Source organism: Myxococcus sp. MxC21-1, assembly GCF_032612255.1.
Taxonomy (GTDB): Bacteria; Myxococcota; Myxococcia; order Myxococcales; family Myxococcaceae; genus Myxococcus; species Myxococcus virescens.
This window is the reverse complement of sequence record NZ_CP123278.1, coordinates 8,244,729-8,265,637: the sequence shown is the minus strand read 5'-3', so window position 1 is coordinate 8,265,637 and position 20,909 is coordinate 8,244,729. Positions and strand designations below refer to the sequence as shown.

The window sequence follows — 20,909 nt, the reverse complement described above, 5'->3', positions numbered from 1 at the left end:
ACCTTGAGAACAGGTGGGACCGGGGCAGATTCATCCGCCGACTTCAATGACGCCTAGCGAACACATCTCCGCGGACCGCAACCAGGAAAGGGCTTCCCAGCCCCGGGCGAGCATCCTGATGGTGGACGACCATCCGTCCAACCTGCTCGCGCTCGAGGCCATTCTCGAGCCGCTCGGGCAGGAGTTGGTGAAGGCCACCAGCGGTGAGGAGGCCCTCAAGTTCCTGCTTCAGCGCGACTTCGCCGTCATCCTGATGGACGTGCAGATGCCGGGGCTGGACGGCTTCCAGACGGCCACGCTCATCAAGCAGCGCGAGCGCACGCGCACCATCCCCATCATCTTCCTCACCGCGCTCAGCCGCGACGCGGCCCACGTCTTCAAGGGCTATGCGCACGGCGCGGTGGACTACCTGCTCAAGCCGTTCGATCCGGAAATCCTCCGCTCCAAGGTCAGCGTCTTCGTGGACCTGTTCCTCAAGGAGCAGCAGATTCAGCGGCAGGCGGTGTTGCTCCGGCAGCGCGAGCGCGAGGCGCTGGAGCGGCAGAGCGAGCTGCGCCACCTGCGGCTCACGGAGTCCTTGCCGGAGGTGATGTGGGCGGCGCGCTCGGACGGCAGCTTCACCTACGCCAACCGCGCCGCGCGGGACTACACCGGCATCCATGCGGACCAGCCGCTGTCGCTCAACACCTTCCTGGAGTTCGTCCACCCGGTGGACCGCGAGGCCATGCGCGCCGCGTGGGTGCAGGCCATCCGCATGGGGCAGCGCGTGGAGCGCGAGTTCCGCCTGCGCCGCTTCGACGGCGTGTACCGCTGGCACCGGCGCGCGCGGTGCCGGAGCGGGATGAGAATGGCCTGCTGGCCGGCTGGATTGCCGTGGCCACGGACATCGACGACAAGCGCCGGGCGGAGGAGGCGCTGGGGCGCTTCAAGGCGACGCTGGACGCGACGCTGGACTGCGTCCTCATGTTCTCCCCGGACTCGCTGACGCTCACCTACGCCAACGCGGGCGCGGCCAAGCAGCTGGCCAGCAGCGCCGAGGAGCTGGTGGGCCTGTCGGTGCTGGAGGTGGAGAGCGCCTTCGACGAGGCCGGCTTTCGCAAGCTGCTGGCGCCGCTGGTGAGTGGCACGTTGCCCAGCCAGACGTACTCCACCAGCCACCGCCGGCGGGATGGCTCGGAGGTGCCGGTGGAGGTGGTGCTCCAGTACGTGGCGGCGGACGGCGGCCCCGGGCGCTTCATCTCCGTGGCGCGCGACATCACCGAGCGGCAGCGGGCGGAGACGGCGCTGCGGCTGGCCAGCGAGGCGAAGGATTCCTTCCTCGCGGCGGCCAGCCACGAGCTGCGCACGCCGCTGGCCGCGGCCAAGGGCCACGCGCACCTGGCGCTGCTGAAGCTGGGCGGTGAGACAGAGGCCGGGCCGGGCAAGTCGCTCAAAATCATCAACCGGCAAATCGACCGGATGGCCAAGCTGGTGGAGGACCTGTTGGACATCAGCCGGCTCCAGGCGGGCCGCCTGTCGTTGGAGCTGGAGCGGTTCGACCTGAGCCATCTGGTGCACGAGACGCGGGACCGCATGGCGGTGCTGTCGCAAGGCCATGAAATCCACGTCGAGGCGTCAGAGCAGCTCGAGGGGACGTGGGACCGGGGCCGGCTGGACCAGGTGCTCACGAACCTGCTGTCCAATGCGCTGCGCTACTCGCCCGAGGGCGGGCCCGTGTGGGTGCGGGTGCAGGGTGAGCGCGACGAGGGCGTCCACCTGTCGGTGACGGACACCGGCGTGGGAATCCCCAAGGAGAAGCAGGCGCTCATCTTCGAGCGCTTCGGCCGCGCGCACGGCAGCAAGTACGGCGGCCTGGGCCTGGGGCTCACCATCAGCCAGGGCATCGTGGAGCAGCACGGCGGCCGCATCTGGGTGGAGTCTCCGGGCGTCGCCGGAGAGGGCTCCACCTTCCATGTGTGGCTGCCGCGCGAGACGGAGGCGCCCTCCGTCGCCGCGCATCCGGACGCGGACACGCGCTCCACGAACTGAGCGGGCCCGCCCGAGCGGGCCCGCGTTTTTTCTAGGGGTGCGGTTCCCACGCTGGCACGGTCACGTGTCCAATGGAGCGTGGAGAGAAAATGGCCCGGGGACTAGGCGCCTCGGAGCTCGCCGACCTCTATGAAAAGTACGCGCCCACCGTTCACGGGAGGGCAAGGACCCTGCTCGGCCGCGACTCGGACGCCTGGGACGCCGTGCAGGAGGTCTTCTGCCGGCTCCTCCAGGCGGGCGGGGCGTTTCGCGCGGAGGCACGCCCCATGACCTACATCTTCCGGGTCACCACCCATGTCTGCCTCAACATGCTGCGGAGCCGGGCATTGAAGGACGTCCCCGCCCAGGCGCTTGCCGAAGCGGAGGAGGCGGGGGCGGACCCGCAGGAGGTGGAGGCGCGCAACCTGCTGCGGGTGCTGGCCCGCGAGCTGGATGACCGCGCCCTCCAGATTGCGACGCTCCACTTCGTGGACGCGCTCACCCAGGAGGAAATCGTGGAGGTGGTGGGCCTGTCGCGCAAGACAGTGGGGCGCGAGCTGGAGAAGGTCCGGGCCCGCGCGCGGGAACTGGCGCTGGAGCCCCGGTCATGAGCGGGCACCTGTCGAGGCTCGCGTTGGACGAGCTGGTGGTGGGGGACGCGCCACCTCCCGCGCACCTCGCGTCGTGCGAGCAGTGTCAGGCGAAGCTGGCGCGGCTGCGGGAGGCCGCGGGGGCCGCGCGCGTGGCGCCGGAGTTCGCCTGGACGCGGTCTCGGGTGCTGGCCGAGCGTGCGGCGCCCGTGCCTTCACGCACGTTCCTCGGGGCGTGGCGGTGGGCGGTTCCCCTGGTCCTGGCCCTGGGGTTGGCGTCGGTGGTGGTGCTGCGGGAGCCGCCGGAGGGCGTCCGCGTCAAGGGCGGTCCCTTCGTGTCCGTGGTGCGGCAGTCGGATGGCGCCGTGGATGCGCCGCTGTCGCCTGGGGACGTGGTGACGCTCTCGCTCAAGACAGCGCCCTACCGGTACGTGCTGGTGTTCGCCACGGACGCCGCGGGCAAGGTGTCGCTCCTGTGGCCCTCGCGGGGCACGCAGTCCGGAGACCCGGAGACGCTGGTGATGCCGCCGACCTTCATCGTCACGCCCGGTGACTTCGTGTTGGATGCCTTCTTCTCGGATGCGCCGCTGCTGGCTGAACCGGGCCGGGCGGCCCTGGCGATTCGCGCCGCCGCCTGCGCTGCCCGGAAGCAATCCTCGGACTGCCAGCCCTCCGCGCCATTGGACGGCGCGGCACACCACTACCGCCTCGCCGTCCCCGTGAACTCCGGCCCATGATGCTGCTCTCGCTGCTGACCGCCGCGCTGTTGTCCCAGGCTCCCGCCGGAGAAGCTCCGCCCCCAGGCGCTATGCGCTCCTCGTCGGCGCCAACCGGGGTCTGGCCTCGGATGAGCCCCTGCGCTTCGCCGATGCGGACGCGCGCCGCATGTTCACCCTGTTCCGGGACGCGGGCGGCCTTGTCCCGGAGGACGCACAGGTGGTCCTGGGCGCGGATGCGGGCCGGGTGAAGGCTGCCTTGGGGACGTTGCGGGAGCGCATGGCGCGCGATGCCACGCCGGGGGACCAGCTCCTCGTCTACGTGTCGAGCCACGCGGATGGCGAGTCGCTGCACCTCTCCGGGACGCGCCTGCCGGTGAAGGACCTGATGGCGTTCATGGAGGCGTCGCCCGTGGGCGTGGCGGTGATGTTCATCGACTCGTGCCGCTCCGGCGCCGCCACCCGCATCAAGGGGCTGGAGCCAGTGGAGGAGCGGCTGGTGCAGTGGTCCGCGCCCGCCATCAAGGGGCGCGTCATCGTCACGTCGTCCAGCGCGGACGAGGCCTCGCAGGAGGCCGATGACCTCCAGGGCTCCTTCTTCACGCACCACCTGCTGGCGGGACTTCGGGGCGCGGGGGACCTCAACCGGGATGGGCGCGTCACGCTCCAGGAGTCCTATGCCTACGCGTACGGGCGCACGGTGGAGTCCACGCTGCTGACCCGCGCGGGCACCCAGCACCCGAACTTCCACTTCGACTTGAAGGGGCAGGGCGAGCTGGTGCTCACCGAGCCCGTGCTCGCGCCAAGCCGGTTGCTCATCACGGTGCCCGAGCCGGGCGAGTGGGTGGTGGCGTCGGAGCAGGACGGCATGGTGATGGGCGTCTTCTCCAAGGGCAACGGTCCGGTGATGCTGGCCCTGCCGCCGGGAGGCTATCGCCTGCGCTCGCGGCGGGACGCCTCGTGGTTGGAGCTGCGCGTCGCGGTGCCGGAGAAGGGGCACGTGCTGGTGGATGAGCCGCTGCTCAGCAAGGGCACCTTCGTCGCGATGCAGGAGAAGGGGGCCAACGCCACCGGCTGGCGCGGCGCGGTGCACCTGGGCGGCTCCTTCGCGACGCGGACGGCCACCCACTTCGGCTCAGGCACGGGTGGGCAGCTCCAGGCCTTGTTCAACGCGCCCCTCCAGCCGGGCCTCGTGGAAGTGGTGTGGGGCACCGTCGCCGGACGCGCCAGCAAGTCCGTCGTGAGCGGCGGGCTCCGGCAGACGGAGTGGTCACTGCGGCTGGGCATGGGACGCAGGTTCCAGGGCCGGTGGAGCGCGCTGACGCTGGGGCCGGAGCTGGGCGCCTTGTACATCCACCAGCGCGAGGCGGGCACGTCAAGCACGGGAACGGCGCCGTATGGTGGCGTGAGCGCTTCGGCGTGGCTGGGCGTTGAAGGGGTGTCGCTGGTCGTCACCGGTTCCGTGGGCGGCGCCGTGATGCCATTGCCCCAGGGGAATGAGTTGAGGGCGCTCGCGAGCGCCGGCATCGGACTTGGCTGGAACTTCTGACACGGCAGGTTCCCAGCCGCACGGGCTCGCGTGTCCAAATGAAGCACGTCATGCCTGGAGCTATGATGCCTCGCTCTTTCTCGTGTCCTTCCGCGCGTTCCGCATTGCTCTTCGCCACGCTGTCCCTATGGGGGTGCGGCGAACTCTCCGATGGAACACCGCGGACTCCTCCTCCCGTCGACCCACTGCGATTGGAAATCAACAACTCGCGAGGCATGGAGCATGTGAACGATTCGCTCCTCGTCACGGTGCAGACGCAGGGCGGTACCCCGGACAAGATAGAGCTCCTCCGGAATGGCAAGTCGCTGGCCACGCTGCTGCCTCCCTTCCAGTTCACCTGGGATACGACCGTGTTCGAGGAGGGCATCCACCAGCTCCAGGCTCGCGCGGAGTGGAAGGGGCATACCTTCACGAGCGAGGCACATCCCGTGACGGTGGACCGCACAGGGCCCACCGTTCTCTGGGCTTCTCCCAGCGCCTTCGAAACGCTCTTCCATGAGACAGCGACCCTGCTGGTGACCTTCACGGAGCCCATCCGGCTCAAGAGCGCCGAAGCGCCGATGGCCAGCATCCAGGTTGATAACCAGGATTGGTCCTCCCGGATGACGCTGTCCGACGACCGCTTGAGTTTGTCCACGCCGATGATTCAGCCCTTTTCGTTGCCGTCGGAAGGCTCTGCTTCAATGTCCAGCGAGGACATCACGGACCTGGCTGGGAACCCCGCCCAGTTCAGTCCTTCCATGGGACCACGCATCACCTGGTACTGGAGAGTCCCCTCGTTCAAGTCGGAGCCCGGCTTTTCCTTCGAGCGAACCCCAGGGGTGCAGGATGGGGTCTTGGTCGCCGGTCGCCCGGCGCTGGCCGTGGAGCCCGGTGGCGCCTTGGTGTTCGCGGTCGCCGACAGCCGCGGCATGACGACGGAGCGGAACGAGACAGAAGGCGCACACATCGTCGTCGGGCGCCTGGAGGGCAACGTCTGGAGTGTCCTGGGCTCGCCGTTCGCCGCGCCGGGGGCGCGCAAGGAAATGACGGTCTCGCGTCCACAGCTCGCGCTGGGCTCGGACGGCCACCCGGTGGTGGCATTCCTGCAACATGACTCCGCGAGCGCCGACGCCGCGCTCCACGTCCTTCAATGGAAGGACTCCGCCTGGCGGCCACTTGGGACGCGTCTGAATCCGCCAGAGGACGCGGCTCCGTATGATGTCGCTCTCGGCGTCGACAGCGAGGGCCGTCCGGTCGTGGCCTGGAGTGCATCCGACGGCGTTCGCGTGCGACGTTGGACGGAGGGGCAGTGGCTCGCCCTGGGAGACGTCCTGCGGGTGGGCACGGGGCCCGGCTCAACTGTCTCCACGGATGCGCCCGCGTTGAGTGTGGATGGCTCCGGCGGGATTTTCGTGGCGTGGGCCGAAGCCGAGTCCTCGGACGTCTTGGCGGGACTGCATGTCCGCCACTGGAGTGGCACTGACTGGAATGCACTCGGGGAGCGGCTCCTTCACGACCGCTTTTTCCCGGACCGCTATCGAGTCACCCAGCCCGCCTTGGCCACGCTGCCGGATGGACGCCCCGTGGCTGTCTGGGGGGAGATGTATGGCTCGGACTACCATGACGGGGTGGTGGTGGCTCGCTGGTCCGGTTCTGCGTGGAACCTCGAAGTAGTGACCTCCTGGGATGAGAGACTTGACGTGGAGGAGCGGCGCTGGCCGACGGTTGCCGTGGATGGCCATGGCCGGGTGTTGATGACGTTCATCGGAGGCCGTTCGTCATCAAGCCTCTATGCGAGCTGGTACCCCCGTGAGATTTATCGGAAAGAGCGCGTCCGGGATTACTCGGGCGCGCTGCCAACCTCCCTGGCGTTGGATGTGGCGGGCCAGCCGGTGATAGCGGTGTCTAGAGGCGGTTCGTTGAGCATCTACCGTTCGAACCAATGAGCGCTCGTTCCTCGTGAAGGTCGCCTGCCCGTTCCCACCGACCGTCCTTCCAGCGAGGGGGGAGGTAGGGCCGGGCAGGCGCCGCGGTTGATGGCCTCCCCGGATGCTTACCCTTCGCGCGACGTCAGCTCTTTCGCGTCAGGGAGGCGCTCATGAAAGCCGTGGTGCTCAAGTCCTATGGAGACGTGGATGCGCTCGCCATTCAAGACATGCCCGAGCCGAAGGTGGGACCAGGCGAGCTGAAGGTTCGCGTCATCGCCGCCGGCATCAACCCGGTGGACTGGAAGATTCGGCGCGGGGACATGAAGGCGATGATGCCCGTGCAGTTCCCCACCATCCTCGGGCGCGACGTGGCCGGCGAGGTGATGGAGGTGGGCTCGGGCGTCACCGACTTCAAGCCCGGGGACCGCGTCATGGGCGTGGTGAACGCCGGCTACGCGGAGAAGGTCGTCGCGCCGGTGGACGCCTGGGCGAAGGTCCCCGAGTCCATGGACCTGAAGGACGCCGCCGCGCTCCCGCTCGTCACACTCACCGGCGTGCAACTGATGGAAGAGGCGGTGAACCCCCAGAAAGGGGACACGGTGCTCGTCATCGGCGCGCTGGGGGCGGTGGGCCGCGCCGCCGTCTTCGCGGCGAAGGCCCGGGGCGCGAAGGTGCTGGCCGGCGTGCGCGCCAGCCAGAAGGCGGAGGCGCAGAAGCTGGGCGTGGACGGCGTCTTCGCGCTCGACGTCGCGGACGAGTTCTCCAAGCTGCCCATGCTGGACGCGGTGGCGGACACCGTGGGCGGCCGGTGGTGGCCCGCGTGCTGGAGAAGGTGAAGCCCGGAGGCACCCTGGGCAGCGTCCTGGGTGAGCCTCCCGAGGCCAAGGGGCGGCAAATCACCGTGCGCGCCATCCTCTCGCACCCGGACTCGCGCCGCCTGACGCAACTGGGGCAGGCCGTCGCCAGGGGCGACCTGGTCATCCCCGTCAGCAAGCGCTTCCCGCTGGAGCAGGTGAAGGAAGCGCAGAAGCTCGCGGAGCAGGGCGGCGTGGGCAAGGTGCTGCTCGTCAACTGAGCGTCACTTCTCGCGCGTCAGCAACACGACCGCGCCCAGGATGGCGCCCATGGCCAGCCAGGCCGTGGGCGTCATCGTCTCGCCCGCCAGCAGGCCGCCCAGGAGCACCGCCAGCACCGGGTTGACATAGGCGTAGCTGGTGGCCAGCGACGGGCGCGCGTTGCGCAGCAGGTAGCCATAGGCGCTGTAGCCCACCAGCGAGCCGAAGACGACGAGGTAGAAGAACGCGAGCACCGCCTTGGGCGTGGGAATGACCGCGGGGCGTTCCCCAATCAGCAGGCTGAAGCCCAGCATGACGACGCCACCGCACAGCATCTGCGCCGCGGTGGACATCAGTCCCTGGGGCATGGGCAGCCGGCGGCTCCACACCGAGCCCAGCGCCCAGCTCATGGGCGACACCAGCATCGCCAGCGTCGGCAGCAGGCCGCCGCCCATGTCACCGCCCAGGTTGAGCAGGACGATGCCGCCAAAGCCGACGGCCAGTCCCCAGCGCTCCGCGCGTCCGGGCCACTGGCCGAAGAGCCCCCGAAGAGCGCCGTCCACAAGGGGAGGCTGCCCACCACCAGCGCGGCCACGCCCGAGGGCACCGACTGCTGCGCGAATACGAGCCCCCGTTGCCCACGCCCAGCAGCAACAGCCCCACCAGCGCGCTGGCGCCCCACTGACGGGCCGTGGGCATGGGCGCCCCGCGCAGCCACAGCACCGCGAAGAGCAGGGCGCCGGCGAGCACGAAGCGCACCCCTGACATCTGGAAAGGCGGCATGCCACCTTCCAGCGCCCACCGGATGGCCAGATAGGTGGAGCCCCAAATAATATAGAGGGACAGGATGCTGGCGATGAGCCACCCGCGCTGGGGACCACCGGGAAGGACGTCTCCGGAGGGCAGATTGACGGGGGCTGGCTGTGAAACGGGGAGCGGCGCGGCACGCGAGGCGAGCACGGCGCGGCTTGTATCGCTGGCGATTTTCGCCGGCCATGTGGGCATTGCCGCACCTCACAGCCGGGTCCTTCTCGGAGCAGTACAGTGGCGGGCACCGCGCTCGTGCGTCGGGGCGGCCGTCCGGCTGGCCGGAATGTTGGCGTCGGGAATGTCGCGCCGGGTCGCCCGTAGGGACAGGGTGGCTCCCGGATTGAATGCCCGGGGCCGCTTCCTTAGACTTTCCCAGGGAGCCAGGGCGGAGGTGCCGCCGCACCGTGGCTCCGGAGTGAGCGCCAGGGATGTCCGAAGAGCTGGGTGAGCGTGAGAAGGAAGTCCTCCGGGCGGTCGTCCAGGAGTACATCTCCACGGGCGGGCCGGTAGGCAGTCAGCAGCTCACCCGCAGGCCGGGGTTCGAGGTGTCCTCCGCCACCATGCGCAACGTGCTGGCGGACCTGGAGGAGCTGGGCTTCCTGGAGAAGCCCCACACCTCCGCCGGGCGTGTTCCCACCGACCAGGGCTACCGCTTCTACGTGGACACGCTGGTGAAGCTGAGGGACCCGACGCCCCGGGACAGGGAGCTCATCCACGCGGGGCTCGCGCATGAGGCCGACCTGGCGGAGATGCTGGGCGAGGCCAGTCGCATCCTCCATTCGCTGACGCGTCACGCGGGCGTGGTGGTGGCGCCGCGGCCGGAGTCGGCGGTGTTCCGGCGCATCGAGTTCGTCCGGCTGCGCGAGGACCGGGTGCTCGCCATCCTGGTGGGGCAGAGCGGCCAGGTGCACAACAAGGCGATTACCGTGGAGTTCCCCATCACCTCCGACGAGCTGCTCAAGGCGAGCAACTACCTGTCGGAGTTGCTGCGGGAGGTGCCGCTGGAGTCGGCGCGCGAGCGCATCCGCGCGGAGATGGACCAGGAGCAGGCGCTCTACAACGCGCTGACGGCCAAGGCGCTGAAGCTGGGCGCGGCGGCCACGGACCTGGCGTCCACGGAGCGGGTGCTCATCCAGGGCACGGGGTCCTTCTTTGAGCAGCCGGAGTTCGCGGACGTGGAGCGCATGCGCGCGCTCTTCAGGGCCCTGGACGAGAAGCACAAGCTGCTGTCGCTGCTGGACCGGGTGCAGGTGGCCAACGAGATGCAGATTTTCATTGGCGCGGAGAGCGACTTCTCCGCGGCCGGCGACGTCACCGTCATCGCCAGCCCCTACGGAAACCAGGAGCAGGTGCTGGGCACGGTGGGCGTCATCGGCCCCACGCGCATGGACTACCGGCGCGTGATTCCCCTGGTGAACTTCACCGCGCAGGTGCTGTCGCGCGTGCTGGAGAAGGTGTAGCGGGCCTCACTCCGCGCGGGTGACGAGCACCTCCTGCTCACCATTCGCGCGCCGGACATGGAGCCGCACGGGCGTGCCGGGCGCACCCCGGGTGCGGGACTCCGCCTCCGTGCTGTCGCGCACCACCTGGCCATCCACCGCCACCAGCCGGTCCCCCACGTTGACGCCCGCGCGCGCCGCGGGCCCGTCCGGCGTCAGCCACGCGAAGGCGACGTGGCCCCGGTCCTCACTGAAGCCCGCGCCCAGCGTGCCCGGCGTGGCCCGGCGCGGGGACACCGTGACGTCACCCACGTCGGTGGCCTCCGCCTCCGCCACCTTCACGGTGCGCGTCTCCACGCGGCCCTCCGGCGGCAGCAGCCGCACGGTGTGGATGCCCGGGCGCACGTCGCTCAGGCGGAAGCGTCCGTCCTGCCCGGTGAAGGCGTCCGAGCGCCCGCCCACGGCCTTGTCGAGGAACACCGCCACCCCTGGCGCGGGGCCGCCCCCGGCTCCACACCGCGCGCCCGGAGATGGACGCCACGCCGCCGGTGAGCGGCACCTCCACGTCCGAGGTGCCCCCGGGCCGCAGCGTCACCTGGGCTTCGCCCGTGCGGCTGTCCTCGGTGCGCACCGTCACCTTCAGCGCCTGGGCGGGCGCGTCTGGAAGCAAGAAGGTGCTGCCAGCGAAGCGCCGCGTGGTGGGCCAGGCACCGGCCCAGGGCAGGGCCTCACCGTTGGCCTCGAGCAGCTCCAGGGTGAAGCCCTCCGGAGCCGCGCCGCTGCCCGCCACCACGCGCCCGCGCAGGGTGGCCGCGGGCTCCAGCCGCACCGTGAGCGGCGCCTGGTCCTCATGCGCGGCGGGCAGCCGCCCCACGCGCCCCGCGTTGTGGGCCACCAGCTCCAGGGGCTGGGCGCCCTGGGGGCGCGGCGGCATGGCGAACTGGCCCGCCTCGTCCGCGCGCTCCTTGCGCGTCATGGGGAAGTCCCCGCCCTGGATGGCGGCCACGATGGCCAGCGGGCTGGGCACCCCGGAGGGCTCCAGCACGACACCGGACAACACGGAGTCCTCCTTCAACAGCAGGTCCTGCCGCACGGCACCGCCCGAAGGCACCGTCACGAACGGGTCGCTCTCCATGTGGAAGTAGATGGCGGGCGTCTGGTGGAGCAGCGCGACCAGTTGGTAGACGCCCGCGGGCAATTCCAGCTGGAACTGGCCCTGCGCATCCGTCTCCGTGGAGGCCGTGCCCGAGCCGCCCCGAGGCACGGCGTGGACCAGCGCGGGCTCGGTCAGCGGCCCACCCGACGCGCGCGTCACCTGTCCCCACACGGAGCCGGAGTCCGCCAGGGTGAAGTCCGCGCGGGTGACGACGCCCGCCTTCAACGTCTCCATGCGGGACGTCCACCGCTGCGAGCCCTCGCGCCGCGCGCGCACGGAGGTGGGCCCCGCCTCCAGCCCCTCCAGCTTCCAGGCGCCCTCGGCGTCGGTGAGCGCCGTGTGCGCCACGCCAGAGAAGGACGCCGGTTCGGCGCGCACCTGCGCGCCTCCCAGCGGCCGTCCCTCCGCGTCCACCACCAGGCCTTCCAGCGCCGCCGTCGCGGGCTCCAGCCGCACGTCCAGGGGCGTGTGGCCGCCCGGGTTCACCACCACGGCTTCGAACACGCGGCCCGTCATTCCCGCCGCGCGCACCGTCACGTCGTACTCGCCGGGGGGACGTCCATCCGCCACCCGCCATCATCCCCGGACGCCGCCCGGCCCAGCTCGCCCTGGCCGCCCGCGGGAGACGCCACCAGGATGGCTCCGCGCACCGGCGCGCCCTCCACCGTGGACACCGTGCCCGTCAGGCCACTGGCCGCGCCCAGCGTCACCACGAGCCCGCGCAGCGTCTCGCCCGGCGCGACGGACAGCGGCCCCGGCACGCGGCCCAGCTGGTCCCCTCGGCGCGCGGAGACGACCCACGTCCCGGCGTTGACCTCCAGCGCGAAGCCGCCACCTTCCCCGGTGGTGACGCGCACCGGCGCGGTGCCTCCCGCCGCCACCACCTCCGCGTCCGCGACGGGCTGACCCTTCGCGTCGACGACGAAGCCCTCCAGGGTGCTCGCGCCCCAGAGCCCCACGACGACTTCACCGGCCCGCGGCACCTGGAGCAGGCGCAAGGTGCGGCGGCTGAAGCCCGGCGCCTCGGCGGTGAGCTCGTAGCGCCCGGGCGCCAGCTGCGTGAAGGCGAAGCGGCCCTGGGCATCACTCGTCGTCTCCGCCGCTTCTTCCGGCAAGCCGGTGGGGGCCGCCCAGGCCGTGGGCGTCCCGGGGTAGGGCCGCAGCGTCAGTGAGGCGAGTGGCACCGGCTCCTCGCGCCCTTCCGCCACGGTGCGCCCACTCAGCGTCACGCCGTCGGGCAGGCGCAGCTCGACGGCCGTCTCCGCCTCGCCGAGCGGCCGCGTGGCCTCCAACCGCACGGGGCCGTGGCCCGGGGCATGCGCGGACAGCAGGTAGTCGCCGGGCGCCGCGGGCAGGCGGAGCACGCCGCCGTCCGCCGTGGTGCCCTCGCCCGCGCGGCGCCACGGCGTGGCCCCGGTGCCGTCCGCGCCCACGCGCAGGTAGGCCCGCACGCGCGCGCCCATCACGGGCCCCTGGGCGTCCACCACGCGCACCACGAAGGCGCCCAGCTCGGCGTCGGGGGCGGTCTCCAGCGGCGGGGTGGGCGGTGTGCTGGCGCGGGACGGGGCGCCGCTGGTGACGGGCGCTGGCGCGGTCAACGCCGCGGCCTCCGGGCGCGCGCCGGCAGGGGCCGCGGGGACGGGCATGCGGAACCACAGCAGCAGCACAGCCGCGATGGCCAGGCACAAGGCAATCAAGAAGGGGGTTCGATGGCGCACGGGCTCGGCCTCCCCCGCGTCCGGCCGTCGCCGTCGCGGCTGCCCACAGTGTAGGCCAGCCTCGCAGTGAACCGAAACTTCAGGAGGGCGCGGGCGCGTAGACGCGCAGGGCCGCGGGGGCCACCTCGAAGCGCATGGGCGTCTTGCCCACGAGCTCGCCGTCCGCGTTCACCTCCTGGACGGGGTCGGCCTCCACGTAGAGCCGCGCGGCGCGCAGGGCGGTGACGGCGGGGTGCTCCACGTGCTCGCCCGAGCGCAGGGACAGGGCCACCCGCATCAACGTGGCGATGTCCTGGAGCTGGCCCAGGCCGGTCCCTTCGTGCCCCGACGCGGCGGAGGGCGCGGCGATGGCGTAGATGTCCAGCCGCCGATCATCCAGCCGGGCATCGGGCGCCACCATGTTTCCGGCGCCGTGGTAGAGGCCGTTGCCCACCACCAACTGGAGCACGTCCAGCGCCAGCTCCTGGTCATCCGCCTTCAGCCGGATGTGGAAGGGGCGCAGGTCCTTCACCTCCGCCGCGGCCGCCACGGGGTAGGCCAGCTTGCCCGCGCGCTGCTTCAGCCGCTTCGTCAGCCGCTTGGCGATGCCGGTGGCCAGTCCCAGGCTGGCCGCGTTGAGGAAGGGGCGCCCATTGGCCAGGCCCACGTCCACGCGGGCCATGTAGCCCTGGGCGATGACGTCACAGGCGGCCTCGATGTCGGGCGGGATTCCCAGCGAGCGCGCGAAGTCGTTGCCAGTGCCCAGCGGGAGGACACCCAGCGTCACGTCGCGGCCCAGCAGCCGGACCACCGCGCGGCTCAGGGTGCCGTCGCCTCCTCCCACGATGAGGCGGCGGGTGCCCCGTGCCACCATCCGCTCCACCACCGCGTTCAACCGATCCGCTCGGGACAGCGCGTGGCATTCGACGATGGAGACGCCCCGCGCCACGAGTGTTTCCCTGGCGGTCTCGAAGGCCTCACGCCCGGAACGCGAGCGCGTATTCACCACCAACACCGCGGGGCCGTCATCCAGGACGGGCCTGCATGGGGGCTTGATGAGGGCGGGTTCCAGGGTGCCTCCTCTTTCGTGTCGCCCGCCAATCTGTGCACGCACTGCCCGTCCGACCAGCGGGACGCGAGGTGGTGCCGTGCGCGCATCCCCGCCGCGAGTCGCCCCGTGCTCCGGTGCATTCCCGATGTCGGGTGCCACGTGGGCGTGCATGCGTGCGTCGGCGGGTGAACAAGTCCATCCGGCTGCACGCTTCCGGATGAGTGGATGACTGCCCACCTCTGCGCTGGAGCTGGCCCCATGCAGGTGTCAGTCAGGCCTGGAGAGCAAGTCGCATGGCACGAGGAAGCAAGGCGAAGTACACGGCGAAGCAGAAGCGGATGGCCGAGCACATCGAAGAGGGCTACGAGAAGCGCGGCGTCTCCGACGAGACGGCCGAGTCCCGGGCCTGGGCTACCGTGAACAAGCTCACGGGCGGCGGGATGAAGAAGGGCGGCTCGGGCAGCAAGGCCAAGGTCGCGCGCAGCCGTCCCCTGGCGCGGAAGAACGCGCGCAAGGCGGGCCGCAAGGGAGGCAAGGCCACCGCCGCGAAGCGCGCCGGCACCCGTCGCCGCGCCACCACCGGTCGCACGCGCAAGCCCGCTGCTCGAGCCACGCGTTCGGGTTCCAAGTCCACCGCCGCCCGGAGCACCGTGGCCCGTCGCGCCACCGCCCGTCGCACCACCACCGCGAAGCGGCCTGCTTCCAAGTCCCGGAGCGGTACGCGTCGCGGAACCAGCAGCCGCGGCTCGCGCAGCCGCACCCGCACCTAGCACGCCGCCGCTTCCCCATCCCTCTCGCGGGGGTGGGGAAGGGCGGGGCGTGGCCTCAGCGTCGCTCGTCGTCCTTGGCCACCGGCTGGTGCCGGACTCGTTCCAGGGCCATTCGCGCCGGGACGCCTCGTAGCGCGCGAGCAGCGCCGCCGGGTCCTTCACCAGCGTGCGGCAGCCCGCGGCGCGCAGGTCATCCGGAGGAAAGCCGCCCGCGAGCACGCCCACGGAGGCCAGGCTCGACTTGTTGGCTGCGAGCGCGTCATAGGGCGTGTCGCCCACGACGACCGTCACGTCCGTAGGAGGCTTGCCCAGCCGCGCCAGGGCGGCCTCGAAGATGTCCGGGTGGGGCTTGCTCTTGTCCACCTCGTCCGCGCTCGTCTTCGTCTCGAAGAGGCCTTCGATGCCGCACAGCTTCACGTAGTGCTTCAGCTCCTGCTCTTTCGCGCTGGAGGCCAGCACGATGCGGATGCCGCCCGCGCGCAGCCGCTGGAAGAGCTCCCGTACCCGGGGGAAGGGACGCACCTTCGGCAGGAACTCGTCCAGGAACAGCTTGCCGCGGTATTCGTCCAGCTCCTTGCCGAAGCGCTCCACTTCCTCGTCATTGAAGAAGACGGGGATGATCTGGTCGGCGCCCTTGCCAATCTGGCTGCGCACGTGCGCGAACGGGATGTCCCGGCCGAAGTGAAGGAAGGCACGCCGCCATGCCTCGGCGTGCTCGTCCACCGAATCCACCAGGGTTCCATCCACGTCGAAGATGACGTTTTCCACCATGTGCCTTGTCCCTCGGCCTCGAAGGTGGGGATGCCGAGGGTGGCGGTCAACCGTCCGTGGGCTGGGTGGCGGGGGTGGACTCCACCAGTGTCTGCGTCTGTACGTCGTAGCCTTCGGGGGCGGTGAGGGTGAAGCCGTCGTTGGGCAGGGCCGCGTTCAGCTCCACGCGCGTGAGCACCGTCTCGCCTACGCGCTTGCCTCCCTGCCACCGGCCAAGGCGCTTGGGCACGCACAGCGACAAGGCCGCGTCGCAGTGCTCCTCCTCCACGCGCTCCTCGGCCGCGGCGCCGTCCGGTGAGACGGTGCGCCGGCCCAGGAAGTCCAGCTGGGGCCAGCGCAGCACGTAGACCATCTCCAGTCCCGCGGCGTCACCGTCCAGCTTCTGCACCAGCTCCACCGCCTGCGGCGCCAGCGGGTGCGTGGCGCGGCGGACCGTCGCGTGGCTCAGCAAGAGCGGCGTCCGGAAGCCCTCCGGCGTGAAGGGGTGGAACGTCTCCGACAGGAAGCCGGCGAGCTTCGCGGGCGGCAGCTCCGAGGTGAAGGTGCTGAAGCGCTGCTCCCCGTCGAGCTGCTGGAAGAAGTGCGTGCCGTCCCACGCGAAGGTGCGCGAGGCGGGCGGGCCCAGCGTGCCACGCAGGCGCTGCGGCGCGCGGAATTCGAAGGTGAACGTCACCGGCTCCAACCCCGCGTCCTGCACGGTGCCGGCGATGCGGTAGCTCTTCAGCTTCGCTTCGCGGGTGACGAGCCCGGCTTTGACTTCGGGCAGCAGTGTGGCCGCGTCATCGCCGCCCTTCTTGGGGCAGCCGGTGAGGGCCGTCAGGGCACACAACAGGAGGAGGCGTTCACGCATGGGAGGGCACAAAAGCAAGAAGGCCCGCCTGTCGCCAGGGGGCCTTCCGCATGAACCGCGCGGCTTGCGCGGTGTGGACTACTTGACCGCCACGCCCACGGCGCTGGAGCTGGTCACGCCGATGATGGTGCCGGTCAGGGCGTAGATGCCGTGACGGGCGGTGGTGCCCGCGGTCAGCAGCTCCACCTTGGAGGCGCCCATGGCCTTGGCCTCGGCGATGAGCAGCTTGTTGATGACGGTGTCGAGGTCGCTCTGCACGATGTCGACGATGTGGAAGATGGCGGTCAGGCCCAGGGCGTTGGCCTGGACAACGGCCACGGCCTCACCGTTGGAGGCGATCTCCGTGCCGGAGACAACGGCGCTCTCAACGCTGGTGCAGGCAACCATGCTGCTGGCGGCAACGGCGGACAGGACGAGCTTCTTCATGTTCTTTCCCCTCTTGAATTGGATGCTTGTGTGGCGGCCGGACGCCTTGGAGAGCAACCGGCCGTTGTCTTGAGACCTTCAAGCGGGCGGGGTCGTAGCAGATGTCGACTCCATGTCAAGGTCCGTCCGAGACACTTGGTATCGCTCCGGCTGGGCGGCTGCGCGTTGCAATGCACACCTCCTCTTGCTAGCCAACCTCGAGGCTCCCTTCATGGACACCGTCTCCGCTGCCCGCCCCGCGCCGCGTTACTGGGTGCACCTGTTGCTCCTGGTGCTGACGGTAGGGACCACCTTCACCTCGTACCTGCTCTACTTCCATTTCCAGCGGCCCTACTCACTGGGAGAGGTGTCCCCCGAAGCGGCCTTCCGCGCGCTGGCCTTCAGCCTGTCGCTGCTGGCCATCCTGGGGACCCACGAGATGGGGCACTACGTGTTGGCGCGCTGGCACCGGGTTGAAACATCCCTGCCCTATTTCATCCCGCTGCCGGTGCTCGGCGTGGGCACGCTGGGCGCCGTCATCCGCATTCGCGACCGCATCCCGAACCGCAACGCCCTGGTGGACATTGGCGCGGCGGGACCGCTCGCGGGGTTGGCGGTGGCCCTGCCCATCCTCTTCTGGGGGCTGGCTCACTCCACTGTGGTGGATGCGCCGGACATCCCGTCCACCCTCTTTCCAGGGGACGGCTCGCTGTGGGCCATTGGCCGGGACGTCTTCACCTGGGTGATGGACCGCGTCACCAACGCGCCGCCCGCGCCGGAGACGCCTTTCAACGGCGTGCAGACGCTCTTCGGCGACAGCCTGTTGATGCAGGGCCTGACGCGCCTGGCCCTGGGGCCGCTTCCGGAGGGCAAGGACATCCTGGTCCATCCGGTGGTCATCGCTGGCTGGTTCGGGCTGCTCGTCACGCTGCTGAACCTGATGCCCGTGGGGCAGCTCGACGGCGGGCACCTGGCCTATGCGCTGTGGGGCCGGCGCGCGCACTGGGTGGGCCGCGCGGTGGCGTTGGTGCTGTTGGTTCTCACCCTTTTCGTCACCGCGTCCTGGGGCTTGTGGCTGCTGGTGACGAGCAAGCTGGTAGGCTTCGGCCACCCCGAGGTGGTGGAACCCCAGCAACCGCTCAGTCCGCTGAGGAAGTGGATCTGCGCGCTGTGCCTGCTGGCACTCATCGGCTGCGCCATGCCCATTCCCCTGCGCCAGGTGATGACATGAAGTTCCAGTGTGACGCGTGCGAGCGGCTCGTGCCGCTGGAGACCTACCGGACGGAGGCCGGGGGACTCGTGGTGACGTGTGGCCGCTGCGGCGCGGACAGCCGCGTGGGCCCGCCAGCCGCCACCGCGCCGCGAACAGAGGTGCCGGCTGCTCCCGCCGGGGCGGCTGCGCTGGCGCCGTCGCCGGTGGTGCCGGTGGTGCCGCCCTCCGACAGTTGGAGCGCTTCCGCGCCAGTGACGCCGGCCCTGCGGGTGGTGCGTTCGGAGTCGGCGCCGCTGACGGACGACGCGCTCTTCGAGCCGCCCCTGGCGTCTGTCCCAAGTGCGTGGCGCCTCGGCGCGAGGAGGCCCTGTCCTGCCCGCAGTGCGGGCTTGTCTACGTCAACTACCAGCTCGAGGAGCACCCCTGTCGGACGTGCTGGCGGACGCGTGGCGCAAGCTGGCGGCGCGCTGGGAGGACTGGGACGCCCATGACCGGCTGATGACGCTGGCGGTGGGGCGGGGCGAGCTGGCCATGGCGGGGCGGCTGTACCGGATTCGCCTGGCGCGTGCGCCCGACGATGCCGTCGCCCGGCGGGGCCGTGATGAGGTGGTGCGCAGGGCCACCCTGGTGGTGCCGTCATCGGTGGAGCCCGCCGGAACCCCCAACGTCTTCCGACGCCTGAAGACGGTGGCGGTGGGCGTGGGCTTCATCGTGGTGCTGGTGCTGGCCGTGCTCGTCTTCCAGCACCTGCGCACGCTGAGCGCGGGGTACTGAGCGCCGGGCTGGGGCGCCTTGCCGCCGGGGGCGGTGCGGCTCGCTGGCGGAGGAGCAGGCGGCCACCCGGGCCGGCGGCGCGGCCGCGGCCGGAAACGCGCTTGAAACGGCGGTCGCTGCTATTTTGTCCGGCCGCTTCCCGTCTCCCCCTCGGTGCCGATGTCGCTCTCCGTCTCCACCCCCGTCCGTCGACAGCCTGCTCGGTCCGGGAGGCGCGCTCGAGGTCGCGCTGCCCGCGTACGAGCACCGCCCGGAGCAGCTTCAGATGGCGCGCGCCGTGGAGCGGGCCTTCGCCGAGCACAGCTACCTGCTGGCCGAGGCGGGGACCGGCACGGGCAAGACGCTTGCCTACCTGGTGCCCGCGCTGCTGTCGGGACGCCGGGTGGTCGTGTCCACGGCCACGAAGACCTTGCAGGACCAGATTTTCTTCAAGGACCTGCCGCTGATGCGGGAGAAGATGGGCCTGCGCTTCGAGGCCGCGTACCTCAAGGGCCGCAGCAACTATCTCTGCCTGCACCGCTATGACGCCTTCTCCAAGGAGCCGCAGTTCGGCTCGCGCGAGGAGTCGCGCTACTGGCCCAAGCTGAAGGCGTGGGCGGAGGAGACGGACACCGGCGACCGCAGCGAGCTGGACCTGCCCGAGTCCTTCAGCGCCTGGTCGCGCCTGTCCACGACGTCCGAGACGTGCGTGGGCACCCGGTGCCCGCAGTACGAGACGTGCTTCGTCACGCGCATGCGCAAGCGCGCGGAGCAGGCGGACCTGCTGGTGGTCAACCACCACCTCTTCTTCGCGGACCTGGCGCTGCGCAGCTCCGGCAAGCGCACCGAGGGCGTGCTGCCCTGGTACGAGGCCGTCATCTTCGACGAGGCCCATGCGCTGGAAGACGCGGCCAGCGGCCACTTCGGTTGCAGTGTGTCCAACTACCGGCTGGAGGAGCTGGCGCGGGACGCGGTGGCGTCGCTGAAGGAGGACGACGCCCGCCACGCCATGCTGCGCGCGCTGGCGGCCCGGTTGCGCGCGGGGGCGGATGCGCTCTTCGCGCAGGCGCCCCGGGCGCTGGGGCTGTCCGGCCACGAGGCCTCCGTGGCGCTGCGCGCGGAGGTCATGGCGAAGCTGTCCACGCCGCTGGAGGGCGTGCGGGACGCGCTGGCCGCGTTGTCCGCCTTCACGGTGGGCGAGCGCGAGCCGGAGCTGGCCGCCATCACCCGTCGCTCGGACGAGATGGAGGAGCAGCTCTCCTTCCTGGAGAAGGCCGAGTCCTCGGACCACGTCTACTGGGCGGAGCAGCGAGGCAAGGGCCTCTTCCTGCGCGCCAGCCCCATCGACGTGGCGAAGGAGCTGCGCGAGCGGATGTACGGCGCGCTGGACACGGTGGTGTACACGTCCGCGACGCTGGCGGCCGACAGCCGCTTCGACTTCTTCGCCAACCGCATGGGCCTGTACGGCGAGGACGGCCAGCCGGTGACGCGCGTGCGGACGCTGGCGGTGCCCAGCCCCTTCGACTACCCGTCCCAGGCGGCGCTGTACCTGCCCACGCACCTGCCGGACCCGTCCGCGCCGGGCTTCATCGAGGAGGCGGCGGAGGAGATTGAGCGCCTCTGCGAAGTCACGGGTGGGCGCGCCTTCGTGCTCTTCACGTCCCTGCGCAACATGGTGCGGGCCTATGAGCTGGTGGCGCCCCGGTTGCCCTATCAGTCGCTGCTGCAAGGCGAGCGCCCCAAGCAGCAACTGCTGGAGGCCTTCCGCGAGACGCCGAGCGTCCTCTTCGCGGCGCACAGCTTCTGGGAGGGCGTCGACGTGCCGGGCGACGCGCTGAGCCTGGTCATCATCGACCGGCTGCCCTTCGCGTCGCCAGGAGACCCGCTGGTGGCCGCGCGCATCAATCAGCTCCAGCAGCGAGGCGAGGAGCCCTTCGAGCAGTACCAGCTCCCGCACGCGGCGCTGGCGTTGCGGCAGGGCTTCGGCCGGCTCATCCGCACGCAGTCGGACCGGGGCATCGTGGCGATGCTGGACCGGCGCATCGTGACGAAGGCGTATGGCCGGGTGTTCCTCGACAGCCTGCCGCCCGCGCGCCGCATGGAGGACGTGGTGTCGCTGAGCCGCTGGTTCAACGGCCCGGTGCGACCGGTGCGCACCATCCGCTGA

19 protein-coding genes and 1 pseudogene are annotated in these 20,909 nt (G+C 70.8%); 11 read left to right on the top strand and 9 right to left on the bottom strand.

Features of this window, described 5'->3' with window-relative positions; genetic code table 11:
- Positions 1-46 precede the first annotated feature (46 nt).
- From QEG98_RS37015 to QEG98_RS36985, 7 genes and pseudogenes are all read left to right on the top strand, one after another.
- Positions 47-2,028, top strand: a pseudogene (locus QEG98_RS37015) (ATP-binding protein).
- Between the two features lie 89 nt (positions 2,029-2,117).
- Positions 2,118-2,618 carry a sigma-70 family RNA polymerase sigma factor gene (locus tag QEG98_RS37010; RefSeq protein ID WP_316564671.1) on the top strand — a complete coding sequence of 167 codons (501 nt, stop codon included), beginning with the start codon at positions 2,118-2,120 and terminating at the stop codon, positions 2,616-2,618.
- Positions 2,615-3,334, top strand: coding sequence for a hypothetical protein (locus QEG98_RS37005; protein ID WP_316564670.1), 720 nt, complete (start codon positions 2,615-2,617; stop codon positions 3,332-3,334). The genes QEG98_RS37010 and QEG98_RS37005 overlap by 4 nt, the downstream gene beginning before the upstream one ends.
- Positions 3,335-3,434: 100 nt before the next feature.
- Positions 3,435-4,862: a caspase domain-containing protein gene (locus tag QEG98_RS37000; protein WP_316568028.1), complete on the top strand. Its 1,428-nt coding sequence runs from the start codon at positions 3,435-3,437 to the stop codon at positions 4,860-4,862.
- A 224-nt stretch (positions 4,863-5,086) separates the two neighbouring features.
- Positions 5,087-6,790, top strand: a complete 1,704-nt coding sequence (locus QEG98_RS36995) for a hypothetical protein (protein WP_316564669.1) — start codon at positions 5,087-5,089, stop codon at positions 6,788-6,790.
- 152 nt (positions 6,791-6,942) lie between these two features.
- Positions 6,943-7,608 (top strand): NADP-dependent oxidoreductase, encoded by a 666-nt coding sequence (locus QEG98_RS36990; RefSeq protein WP_316564668.1) that lies wholly within the window; start codon positions 6,943-6,945, stop codon positions 7,606-7,608.
- Positions 7,593-7,847: a zinc-binding dehydrogenase gene (locus QEG98_RS36985; protein ID WP_316564667.1), complete on the top strand. Its 255-nt coding sequence runs from the start codon at positions 7,593-7,595 to the stop codon at positions 7,845-7,847. The genes QEG98_RS36990 and QEG98_RS36985 overlap by 16 nt, the downstream gene beginning before the upstream one ends.
- 3 nt (positions 7,848-7,850) lie before the next feature.
- On the opposite strand, the gene QEG98_RS36980 is transcribed toward QEG98_RS36985, so the two are convergent.
- Both QEG98_RS36980 and QEG98_RS36975 read right to left on the bottom strand, forming a co-directional pair.
- Complete coding sequence (locus tag QEG98_RS36980) at positions 7,851-8,390, bottom strand: EamA family transporter (protein WP_316564666.1); 540 nt, start codon at positions 8,388-8,390, stop codon at positions 7,851-7,853.
- Complete coding sequence (locus QEG98_RS36975; protein ID WP_316564665.1) at positions 8,284-8,787, bottom strand: EamA family transporter; 504 nt, start codon at positions 8,785-8,787, stop codon at positions 8,284-8,286. The genes QEG98_RS36980 and QEG98_RS36975 overlap by 107 nt, the downstream gene beginning before the upstream one ends.
- A 278-nt stretch (positions 8,788-9,065) precedes the next feature.
- On the opposite strand from QEG98_RS36975, the gene hrcA reads away from it, so the two are divergent.
- Positions 9,066-10,097 (top strand): heat-inducible transcriptional repressor HrcA, encoded by a 1,032-nt coding sequence (hrcA, locus tag QEG98_RS36970; RefSeq protein WP_090487989.1) that lies wholly within the window; start codon positions 9,066-9,068, stop codon positions 10,095-10,097.
- 6 nt (positions 10,098-10,103) lie between these two features.
- Here hrcA and QEG98_RS36965 read toward each other — a convergent pair whose 3' ends face one another.
- The 7 genes from QEG98_RS36965 to QEG98_RS36930 form a co-directional block, all read right to left on the bottom strand.
- Entirely contained in the window at positions 10,104-10,433 is a 330-nt protein-coding gene (locus QEG98_RS36965) for a PDZ domain-containing protein (protein WP_316564664.1), read from the bottom strand.
- A complete protein-coding gene (locus tag QEG98_RS36960) occupies positions 10,381-11,802 on the bottom strand; it encodes a carboxypeptidase-like regulatory domain-containing protein (RefSeq protein ID WP_316564663.1) in 1,422 nt (473 codons plus the stop codon). Before QEG98_RS36960 ends, QEG98_RS36965 begins: the two co-directional genes overlap by 53 nt.
- The gene (locus QEG98_RS36955; RefSeq protein ID WP_316564662.1) at positions 11,766-12,950 is read right to left on the bottom strand and encodes a carboxypeptidase-like regulatory domain-containing protein; all 1,185 of its coding nucleotides are present in this window, start codon (positions 12,948-12,950) and stop codon (positions 11,766-11,768) included. The genes QEG98_RS36960 and QEG98_RS36955 overlap by 37 nt, the downstream gene beginning before the upstream one ends.
- A gap of 79 nt (positions 12,951-13,029) precedes the next feature.
- Complete coding sequence (locus tag QEG98_RS36950) at positions 13,030-13,935, bottom strand: lipid kinase (protein ID WP_316568027.1); 906 nt, start codon at positions 13,933-13,935, stop codon at positions 13,030-13,032.
- Positions 13,932-15,521, bottom strand: coding sequence for an HAD family hydrolase (locus tag QEG98_RS42485; protein ID WP_410477893.1), 1,590 nt, complete (start codon positions 15,519-15,521; stop codon positions 13,932-13,934). Before QEG98_RS42485 ends, QEG98_RS36950 begins: the two co-directional genes overlap by 4 nt.
- Before the next feature lie 46 nt (positions 15,522-15,567).
- The gene (locus tag QEG98_RS36935) at positions 15,568-16,371 is read right to left on the bottom strand and encodes a hypothetical protein (RefSeq protein WP_316564660.1); all 804 of its coding nucleotides are present in this window, start codon (positions 16,369-16,371) and stop codon (positions 15,568-15,570) included.
- 78 nt (positions 16,372-16,449) lie between these two features.
- Positions 16,450-16,797 (bottom strand): hypothetical protein, encoded by a 348-nt coding sequence (locus tag QEG98_RS36930; RefSeq protein ID WP_011556645.1) that lies wholly within the window; start codon positions 16,795-16,797, stop codon positions 16,450-16,452.
- 211 nt (positions 16,798-17,008) lie between these two features.
- On the opposite strand from QEG98_RS36930, the gene QEG98_RS36925 reads away from it, so the two are divergent.
- The 3 genes from QEG98_RS36925 (at position 17,009) to QEG98_RS36915 (ending at position 20,909) form a co-directional block, all read left to right on the top strand.
- Positions 17,009-18,007: a site-2 protease family protein gene (locus QEG98_RS36925; protein ID WP_186817987.1), complete on the top strand. Its 999-nt coding sequence runs from the start codon at positions 17,009-17,011 to the stop codon at positions 18,005-18,007.
- A 414-nt stretch (positions 18,008-18,421) separates the two neighbouring features.
- A complete protein-coding gene (locus QEG98_RS36920) occupies positions 18,422-18,763 on the top strand; it encodes a hypothetical protein (RefSeq protein WP_316564659.1) in 342 nt (113 codons plus the stop codon).
- A gap of 265 nt (positions 18,764-19,028) precedes the next feature.
- The gene (locus tag QEG98_RS36915; protein WP_316564658.1) at positions 19,029-20,909 is read left to right on the top strand and encodes an ATP-dependent DNA helicase; all 1,881 of its coding nucleotides are present in this window, start codon (positions 19,029-19,031) and stop codon (positions 20,907-20,909) included.